Annotated in this window: 8 protein-coding genes; 7 read left to right on the forward strand and 1 reads right to left on the reverse strand. The window is 67.9% G+C overall.

Annotated features, from left to right (window positions below):
• The first annotated feature begins 44 nt into the window (after window positions 1–44).
• The 7 genes from AC1DIO_RS30860 to AC1DIO_RS30890 are packed head-to-tail and all read left to right on the forward strand — an operon-like array spanning window position 45 to window position 7,708.
• Entirely contained in the window at window positions 45–1,079 is a 1,035-nt protein-coding gene (locus AC1DIO_RS30860) for a substrate-binding domain-containing protein (RefSeq protein WP_476775920.1), read from the forward strand.
• A gap of 2 nt (window positions 1,080–1,081) precedes the next feature.
• The gene (locus AC1DIO_RS30865) at window positions 1,082–2,581 is read left to right on the forward strand and encodes a sugar ABC transporter ATP-binding protein (RefSeq protein WP_476775919.1); all 1,500 of its coding nucleotides are present in this window, start codon (window positions 1,082–1,084) and stop codon (window positions 2,579–2,581) included.
• Complete coding sequence (locus tag AC1DIO_RS30870) at window positions 2,578–3,522, forward strand: ABC transporter permease (protein ID WP_441491060.1); 945 nt, start codon at window positions 2,578–2,580, stop codon at window positions 3,520–3,522. Before AC1DIO_RS30865 ends, AC1DIO_RS30870 begins: the two co-directional genes overlap by 4 nt.
• Window positions 3,519–4,472 carry an ABC transporter permease gene (locus AC1DIO_RS30875; RefSeq protein ID WP_441508217.1) on the forward strand — a complete coding sequence of 318 codons (954 nt, stop codon included), beginning with the start codon at window positions 3,519–3,521 and terminating at the stop codon, window positions 4,470–4,472. The genes AC1DIO_RS30870 and AC1DIO_RS30875 overlap by 4 nt, the downstream gene beginning before the upstream one ends.
• Before the next feature lie 2 nt (window positions 4,473–4,474).
• The gene (locus AC1DIO_RS30880) at window positions 4,475–5,509 is read left to right on the forward strand and encodes a LacI family DNA-binding transcriptional regulator (RefSeq protein WP_476854583.1); all 1,035 of its coding nucleotides are present in this window, start codon (window positions 4,475–4,477) and stop codon (window positions 5,507–5,509) included.
• 4 nt (window positions 5,510–5,513) lie between these two features.
• A complete protein-coding gene (locus AC1DIO_RS30885; RefSeq protein WP_476769899.1) occupies window positions 5,514–6,563 on the forward strand; it encodes a sugar phosphate isomerase/epimerase family protein in 1,050 nt (349 codons plus the stop codon).
• Window positions 6,560–7,708 carry a Gfo/Idh/MocA family protein gene (locus AC1DIO_RS30890; RefSeq protein WP_476775917.1) on the forward strand — a complete coding sequence of 383 codons (1,149 nt, stop codon included), beginning with the start codon at window positions 6,560–6,562 and terminating at the stop codon, window positions 7,706–7,708. The genes AC1DIO_RS30885 and AC1DIO_RS30890 overlap by 4 nt, the downstream gene beginning before the upstream one ends.
• Before the next feature lie 132 nt (window positions 7,709–7,840).
• Here the strand turns inward: AC1DIO_RS30890 and AC1DIO_RS30895 are convergent.
• On the reverse strand, window positions 7,841–8,539 hold a 699-nt coding region (locus AC1DIO_RS30895; protein ID WP_476854584.1), incomplete at its 5' end, for an autotransporter outer membrane beta-barrel domain-containing protein.

Consider the following 8,539-nt stretch of genomic DNA (forward strand, 5'->3'; position numbering starts at 1 on the left):
ATCCTGCCCAAAGTCCCGATTAATACGGGACAAGGGAGGAAACGATGATCAACAGCATCACAACCCGCAGGGGACTTCTGACGGCTGCCGCAGTGCTCGCGATGAGCGGCGCGGCGAGCGCACAACAATCCTACAAGATCGGGCTGTCGAACGGATGGGTCGGCAGCGAATGGCGCACGCAGATGATCGAGGAGGCCCAGGCCGCGGCCGCGGCCTGGAAGGCGAAGGGCGTCAATGTCGAGGTCGTGGTCCAGAGCTCGACCGTGGATGTGCAAGGCCAGATCGGCCATGTCCGCAATTTCGTGAACCAGGGCGTCAACGCCATCATCATCAACCCGAACAGCCCGACGGCGTTCGACCCGGTCTTCGCCCAAGCCAAGGCGCGCAATATCCTCGTCGTGTCGACCGATGCCGAGGTCTCGTCCAAGGACGCGATCTATGTCGGCATCGACCAGAAGGACTGGGCGGTGAAATCGGCGGAGTGGCTCGCCAAGGCGCTCGGCGGCAAGGGCAATATCGTCACCATCAACGGCATCGCCGGCCACCCCGCCAATGAGATGCGGGTCGCGGGCTATCGGGAGGTCTTCGCCAAGCATCCCGACATCAAGGTGCTGAACCAGGCCAATGCCGACTGGGACCAGGCCAAGGGTCAGCAGGCGATGCAGAACCTGCTCGCGACCTATCCGGCGCTTAACGGCGTCTGGGTGCAGGACGGCATGGCGGATGGCGCCTGGCGCGCGATCGACGCTGTCGGCAAGAAGGACCAGACCGCTGCGACCGGCGAGATCCGCAAGGATTTCCTGACGCGCTGGTCCGAGCAGAAGCTGAACTCCGGCGCCTCGGTCAATCCGCCGGGCGTGATGGCCTCGGCGCTCAACGTCGCGGTGCTGCGCCTGATGGGTAAGGAGTTCAAGGATGGAGTGTTCAAGGGGCAGTATGGCAACGCCATCTACATCCCGATTCCGTTCGTCGACAATGCCAGCCTGCCGGCGGCTCTGAAGCAGGCCGAGGGCAAGCCGGGCTACTGGTCTGTCACTGCGGTCGTGACGCCCGACGAGGCCCAGCAGTACTTCAAATAGCCATGGCTCTCCTCGAGGCCCGGGGCGTCGGCAAGCGCTTTGGCGCCGTTGTTGCCCTTTCCGATGGGCGGCTCAGGGTCGAGGCGGGCGAAATCCACGCCCTTCTCGGCGCCAATGGCTGCGGCAAGAGCACCTTGTGCAAGACTGTGGCAGGCGCCGTCGCGCCTGACGCGGGAACCATTGCGATCGATGCCGAGCCGCGGCATTTCCGCGGCCCGCGTGATGCGGAGCGCGCCGGCATCGCCCTGTTCTACCAGGAGCTCAGCCTCATCCCGCAGCTCAGCGTCGAGGCCAATCTCGGCCTCGGCCATGAGCCGCGCACGCGGCTGGGCTTCGTCGACCGTCGGAGCTTGCGGGCGAGGGCGCGTGAACTGATCGCTCTCTTCGAGGGAGTCGCGGGACCGGACCTGACACCCGAGGCGCTGATTGCCGATCTGACGCCCGATCTGCGCCAGATCGTCGAGATCCTGAAGGTGCTTGCCCGCGAGCCGCGCCTCCTGATCCTGGATGAGGCGACGGCGGCACTCGACGGGCGGCAGGCCGAGCGACTCTTCGAAATCCTGCGCCGGCGCAAGGGCGAGGGGGTCTCGACCCTGATGATCTCGCACCGTCTCGACGAGGTCTTTGCCGTCGCCGACAGGATCACGGTGATGCGCGGCGGCGCGACGGTCGCCGAGCTCGCAACGGCTGAGACCGATCGTAATACCGTCGTGCGGCACATGGTTGGCGAGACAAAACTTCGCCCTGCTGCCGGACGGCGCCCGCCTGCGGCACAGGCAAAGGCAGGGCTGGTCGTGGCCCATGTCTCGAACCCGCGCCTGCGCGATGTCTCGCTCAGGGTGGCGCCGGGCGAGATCGTCGGTCTCGGCGGGCTGCAGGGACAGGGGCAGTCGGCCTTCCTGCAAGGGCTGTTCGGCGTCCTGCCGTTTTCCTCCGGTGCGGTCACGCTCGCGGGCGAGGCCTTCATGCCGGCCCGCCCGGCCGATGCGATCCGGCGCGGTCTCGCCTATGTCTCCGGCGACCGTGGGCGCGACGCGGCCCTGAGCGGCCGCTCGATCTTCGAAAACCTGATCGCTGCCGTCCTCGTCCGCGAGAAGCGGGCGCTCGTCCGGCGGAGCGTGCTCGTGCCGCGCGCCGCGCAGCATGCCGACAGCCTCAGGACCAAATATGCGAGCCTTTCCGCAGCGATCGGCACGCTGTCGGGCGGGAACCAGCAAAAGGTCTTCATCGCCCGTTGGCTGGCGACCGGGCCGCGCGTCCTCCTGCTCGACGATCCGACCAAGGGCATCGATCTCGCCGCCAAGGCCGATCTGCTGTCGATCATGCGGCAGCTCGCCGACGCGGGGGCGGGCATCCTGATCTACTCCTCCGAGGACGCCGAATTGCTGGAATGGTGCGATCGCGTCGCCGTCTTCAACGCCGGGCGGGTCGTGGCCGAACTCGCCGAGAACACGCTGGATCCCTTCCACCTGACGCGCGCCTCCTATGGAGAGGTGGCATGAGCGCGGCCCTGATCCGCAGCCGGCCCTGGATGCTGACGCTCGCCGCGCTGATCGTGCTCGTCCTGGTCAACACCGCCTTCCAGCCATCCTTCGTCCAGCCGGCGGTGCTGCAATCGAATCTCACGACTTTCCTGCCGCTGGCACTGGTCGCCATCGGCCAGACCTATGTCGTGCTCAGCGGCGATATCGATCTCTCGGTCGGCGCGATTGCCGCGCTCGTCAATGTGGTGACGGTCAGCGTCATCGCCGCGATCGGCGGCGAGGGGATGGCGGCCATCTTGGCCGGCATGCTGGCGGGGCTGACGACCGCGCTGCTCTGCGGGCTCGTCAATGGCCTGCTCGTCGCGCTGCTCCGGCTCCAGGCCATCGTCACCACCTTCGCGACCGGTATCGTCTTTGCAGGGGCGGCGCTCTTCGTGCTGCCGCAGGCCGGCTTGCCGGTGCCCGAGCGATTCTGGCGCAGCTATGGCGCGACGCTGCTCGGGCTGCCGGTCGTGCTCTGGATCCTGCTGGCGGGGCTCGCCTTTGCGCTCGTCTTCGCCCGCCGGCCCTTTGCCGCGCATCTGCTGGCCGTCGGTGGCAGCCGTGTCGGTGCCTTCCAGACCGGCCTCAGGCTGGAGCGCATCCGCATCGGCGCCTTTGCCCTGTCCGGCCTGTTTGCCGGTTTCGCGGCCCTGTGCCTGACCGGGGAGACGGCGAGCGGCGATCCGCTGCTCGGACAGAGCCTCGCGCTCTCGTCGATTTCGGCCGTCGTGCTCGGCGGCACGGCGCTCTCCGGCGGCTCGGGCAGCCCTGTCGGTTCGGTGCTGGGCGCGCTGGTGCTCGGCATGATCGGAAATGTCATCTTCTTCGCCGGTCTGCCCTTCGCCTGGCAGACCCTGGTCCAGGGCGTCATCGTGCTCGCCGCACTGGCCGGCGGCGTGCTGGTGACGCGGCGATGACGGTGCGGGCCCTTCTCACCAATCCGCTGGCGCTCGCCGCGGGGGCGATCGCGCTGCTGCTCGCCATCGGCGAAGCGCTGTCGCCGGGTTTTGCCCAAGGCGACCAGATCGTCCGCCTGACGACAGTGGCCGCGATCCTCGGCATCGTCGCTGCCGGTCAGAACCTCGTCATTCTCGGCGGGCGCGAAGGCATCGATCTGTCGGTCGGGCCGATGGTCTCGCTCGGCGCGGTCATTGCCGGCAATGTCATGGCCGGGCAGGACGCCGCCATCCTGCCGGCGGTGCTGGCCGCCTGCGGCGTGACCTTCGGCATCGGGCTGGTCAACGGGCTTGGCGTCACCCTGGTCCGGATTCCGCCGCTGGTCATGACGCTCGGCATGACCGCGATCATCCAGGGCGGCCTCGTCGTCTATTCGCAGGGCGTACCCTCCGGCAATGCCGCGCCAGCCCTGATGGCCTTCGTCAATCGCCCGTTGCTGTTCGGGCTGCCCGGCATCCTCCTGGTCTGGGCCGTCATCGCACTGGCGCTCGGCTTCGTTCTGCGCTGCACGGCCTTCGGGCTCGGCGTCTACGCAATCGGCGCCAATGAGCGCGCCGCCATGCTCGTCGGGCTGCCCGTCGCGCGCATCCGCTGCCTGCTCTACGGCTTCTCAGGCCTGTTCGCCGGCCTCGCGGGTGTCTGCGTCATCGGTTACACCGGCAGCTCCTTCATCAGCGTCGGCGATCAGTACGTCCTGTCCTCGATCATCGCGGTGGTCATCGGCGGCACATCGCTCGCAGGCGGCGCCGGGGGCTATCTCGGCACGGTGCTCGGGGCGCTGGCGCTCGTGCTGCTGCAGAGCGTGCTGACGACCTTGCAGCTTGAAACCTATGGCCGTCAGATGATCTTCGGCCTGACGCTCCTGGTGCTGATGCTGCTTTACGGCCGTCAGGCCAGGCTGCGGGTCTGATCATGAGCGTGCCCACGATCGCCACGGTCGCAGAACTCGCCGGCGTCTCGACGGCGACGGTCTCGCGGGCATTGCAGCGCCCCGACAAGGTCCAGCCGGAGACCCGTCGGCGCGTGCTCGAGGCCGTGGCGGCGACAGGTTTCGTGCCGAACTCCCAGGCGCGCAATCTCCGGAGCCGCGCGACCCGCACGGTCATCCTGCTGGTGCGCGACATCTCGAACCCGTTCTATCTCGAGATCTACAAAGGCGTCGAAGAGGCGGCCATGCGGGCCGGGTACAAGGTGCTGATGGGGGATGCGCGCGATGACGACGAGCGCATCACCCACTATGTCGACATGGTGCGCGCGCGCCACGCAGACGGGCTCATCCTGATGGTCGGTCGCTTCCCGGACGCCCTGAAGACGGAGCTGTCGCGGCTGCCGCCGATCGTGATCGCGCTCGAGACCTTTCCCGAGCTCGCGCTGCCGACCGTCTCGATCGACAACATCGCTGCGGCCCGGCAAGCCGTCGAGCACCTGCTCGGGCTCGGCCACCGCCGCATCGCCCATATCACCGGGCCGCTGCCGGAGCGGCTCGCGGTCGACCGGCTGGCCGGGTATCGGAGCGGCCTCGCCGCAGCGGGCATCGCGGCCGATGAGGCGCTGATCGTCGAGGGTGATTTCAGCCTGGACGCCGGCCGCCGGGCCGTGCGCCGTCTCAATGAGACCGGGACCGGTTTCACGGCGCTGTTTGCGGCCAGCGACCAGATGGCATTCGGTGCGATCAGCGAATTGCGCGCTTGCGGGCTTTCGGTCCCCACGGAGGTCTCGGTCGTCGGCTTCGACGATATCGTGCTCGCCGACGCCTTCATGCCGCCGCTGACCACGATCCACCAGCCGCGTTTCGATATCGGGCGACAGGCGATGGCGCGCATGATCGGTCTCCTCGGCGAGGAGCCGGCCGCCRCCAATCTGGTGATGGAGACACGCCTCGTCGTGCGCGGCTCCACCGCTCCTGTGCCACTCTGCTCGAACCCCAACCTGAGAACGAAGGAATGAGACGATGAAAGGTCCAGCCCTGTTCCTCGCGCAGTTCGTCGGCCCGACGGCGCCCTTCGACAGTCTCGATGGTCTTGCCGGCTGGGCGGCCGGGCATGGCTATGTCGGCGTCCAGATCCCGACCAACGATCCGGCGCTGTTCGATCTGGCGCAGGCGGCGCAGTCGAAATCCTATTGCGAGGACATCGTCGCCAGGCTCGATCGCCATGGCCTCCAGGTTACCGAGCTATCGACCCATCTCCAGGGCCAGCTGGTCGCCGTGCATCCGGCCTATGACCTGCTCTTCGACGGCTTTGCGCCGGCAGCTCTGCGCGGCAAGCCTGCCGAGCGGCAGACCTGGGCCGTGGACCAGTTGAAACTTGCCGCCCAGGCCTCGCGAAATCTCGGCCTCGCCACGCATGCCACCTTCTCCGGTGCCTTGGCCTGGCCCTATGTCTATCCATGGCCGCAGCGGCCGCAGGGCCTCATCGAGGAAGCATTTTCGGAACTGGGCCGACGCTGGACTCCGATCCTCGACGCCTTCGACGAGGCCGGCGTCGATCTCGCCTACGAGATCCATCCCGGCGAAGATCTCCATGATGGCATCAGCTTCGAGCGTTTTCTTGAATCGGTTGGTGAGCATCGACGCGCCACCATCCTCTACGATCCCTCGCATTTCCTGCTGCAGGCGCTCGACTATCTCGCCTTCATCGACATCTACCACGCGCGCATCCGGGCCTTCCACGTCAAGGATGCCGAGCTCAACCCGACCGGCCGTTCCGGCGTCTATGGCGGCTATCAGGGCTGGGTCGAGCGGCCCGGCCGTTTCCGTTCGCCGGGCGACGGGCATGTCGACTTCGCCGGTATCTTCTCGAGGCTGGCCCAGTACGATTATCGGGGCTGGGCGGTCGTCGAGTGGGAATGCGCCCTGAAGCACCCGGAACAGGGAGCAGCCGAAGGTGCTGCGTTCATCCGCAGCCATATGATCCGCAGGGCCGAACGGCCCTTCGACGATTTCGCTGCGAGCGGCGCCGACAGCGCGACCAACGGCAAACTCCTGGGGCTCACTCGATGAACGCGCGCATTCGGCTCGGCATGGTGGGAGGCGGCGAGGGCGCGTTCATCGGCGCAGTGCACCGCATGGCAGCGCGTCTCGACGGCGAATACGAGCTTCTCGCCGGGGCGCTTTCGGCCACGCCCGAAAAGGCCCTGCGCTCGGGCCTTGCGCTCGGTCTCGACCCGGCGCGGGTCTATGCCGATTTCGAAGCGATGGCGCGGGCCGAAGCGCGACGTCGCGACGGCATCGAAGCCGTGGCCATCGTCACGCCGAACCACATGCATGCTCCCGCCGCGCTCGCCTTCCTGAAGCGCGGCATCCATGTGATCTGCGACAAGCCGCTGGCGACGAGCCTGAAGCAGGCGCAAGGCCTGAAGGCGGCGACGGACCGTGCGGGCGTGGTCTTCGCGGTGACCTATAACTATTCCGGCTATGCCATGGTCCGCCATGCCCGGGCGATGGTCGCAGCCGGCGAGATCGGCCGCATCCGGGTCGTCCAGGTCGAGTACCCGCAGGAGTGGTTGACGGAGGCGCTCGAACAGACCGGCCAGAAACAGGCGGAATGGCGCACCGACCCGGCACGCTCCGGTGCCGGTGGGTCGATCGGCGATATCGGCACGCATGCCTTTCATCTGGCGGCCTTCGTCTCGGGGCTCGCTGTGACGGAGATCTCGGCCGAACTCACCAGCTTCGTGGCCGGCAGGCGTCTCGACGACAATGTCCAGGTCATGCTGCGCTACGAGAATGGCGCGCGCGGCAGCCTCTGGGCGAGCCAGGTCGCGCCGGGCAATGAGAACGGCCTGCGGCTGCGCATCTATGGCGACAAGGGCGGGCTCGAATGGGCGCAGGAACAGCCCGATCAGCTGAAATGGTCGCCCTTTGGCGAGGTGCAGCGCATCGTCACGCGCGGCTCCGGCGGCGCCAATGCGGCAGCGCAACGTGTCACCCGTATCCCCGCCGGGCACCCCGAAGGCTATCTCGAAGCCTTCGCCACGATCTACCGGGAGGCCGCCGCCGCCATCCGGGCGCGCCAGGCCGGACTACCTATCCCTGGCGACTCCACGTTTCCGACGCTGGAGGACGGGCTTCGGGGCATGGCTTTCATCGAGGCCGCGGTCGCCTCATCGAAGGCAAACGCGCGCTGGACGAAACTGAAGGGCTGAAGGAGCTGCCACCCTGCGAGCCGCGTGCGGCTGGATCAGGGGGAGATTCAAAGCTCCCCCGGGCGCTGGTCTGGGCGTTCGCTTCGGTGAGGTGCCTTGGCGGGAACAGCTCATTGCTGCAGTGGGTTGCTTTCAGAAGCTCACCCTGATCTGGGCCTGGCCGCCGAGGCGGTTGGTGGAGCCGGAGAGCTCGCCGTCGAGGCGGGCGCCGAGCGTGACGGAGGGGCTGAGCCTGAGGTCAAGCCCGGCGGCCAGCAGCGCGCTGTTGCGGGCGGGCCTGGCGCCCTCGACCGCGAAGCCTGAGCCGGTCAGGCCGGCGATCGAGGCGGAGAGACCGGCGTCACGCTGGTAGTAATGCGCCCAGCTCGCCCGGAGATAGCCGGCGACAGGCAGCCCATTCAGCCCGCTGGCATAGTCGAGCTGCAGGCCAAGCTCGCTGCGCGAGGTGATGTCGTTGCGCCGGGCGAGCGCCAGCGCGCCGGCATTGGCCCCGGCCCAGTTCGCCTCGGTCAGGGCCGGGCTGCGCGCCTGGATCGCCTGCAGCGCCGCCAGCGGCGAGAGTGTCAGGCCGTTCCAGTCCAGCACTGCAGCGCTCGCCTGCAGCCGGCCGCTCCAGGCGGTGGTGGCATAGGAGGAAGACAATGCGCTACCAAGCACCGGGATGCTGCGCTTGATCTCGTTCTCGAGCCGGCCATAACCGAAAGCGGCGGCAAGATTGACCGGCCCGAGCCGGGTCGTGCCGTAGAGGCCGGCCTGGAAGACATCGGCCTCGGCCTTGCCGAGACCGCCGGCAAGCGAGGACCGGGCGCTGCCGCCGGAGACCGCAAAACC

Source organism: Allobosea sp. 05T439 (assembly GCF_056396005.1).

Coding starts and splice junctions, on each gene's coding strand:
- AC1DIO_RS30860 (WP_476775920.1), top strand. CDS start 45: ATGATCAACAGCATCACAACCCGCAGGGGACTTCTGACGGCTGCCGCA.
- AC1DIO_RS30865 (WP_476775919.1), top strand. CDS start 1,082: ATGGCTCTCCTCGAGGCCCGGGGCGTCGGCAAGCGCTTTGGCGCCGTT.
- AC1DIO_RS30870 (WP_441491060.1), top strand. CDS start 2,578: ATGAGCGCGGCCCTGATCCGCAGCCGGCCCTGGATGCTGACGCTCGCC.
- AC1DIO_RS30875 (WP_441508217.1), top strand. CDS start 3,519: ATGACGGTGCGGGCCCTTCTCACCAATCCGCTGGCGCTCGCCGCGGGG.
- AC1DIO_RS30885 (WP_476769899.1), top strand. CDS start 5,514: ATGAAAGGTCCAGCCCTGTTCCTCGCGCAGTTCGTCGGCCCGACGGCG.
- AC1DIO_RS30890 (WP_476775917.1), top strand. CDS start 6,560: ATGAACGCGCGCATTCGGCTCGGCATGGTGGGAGGCGGCGAGGGCGCG.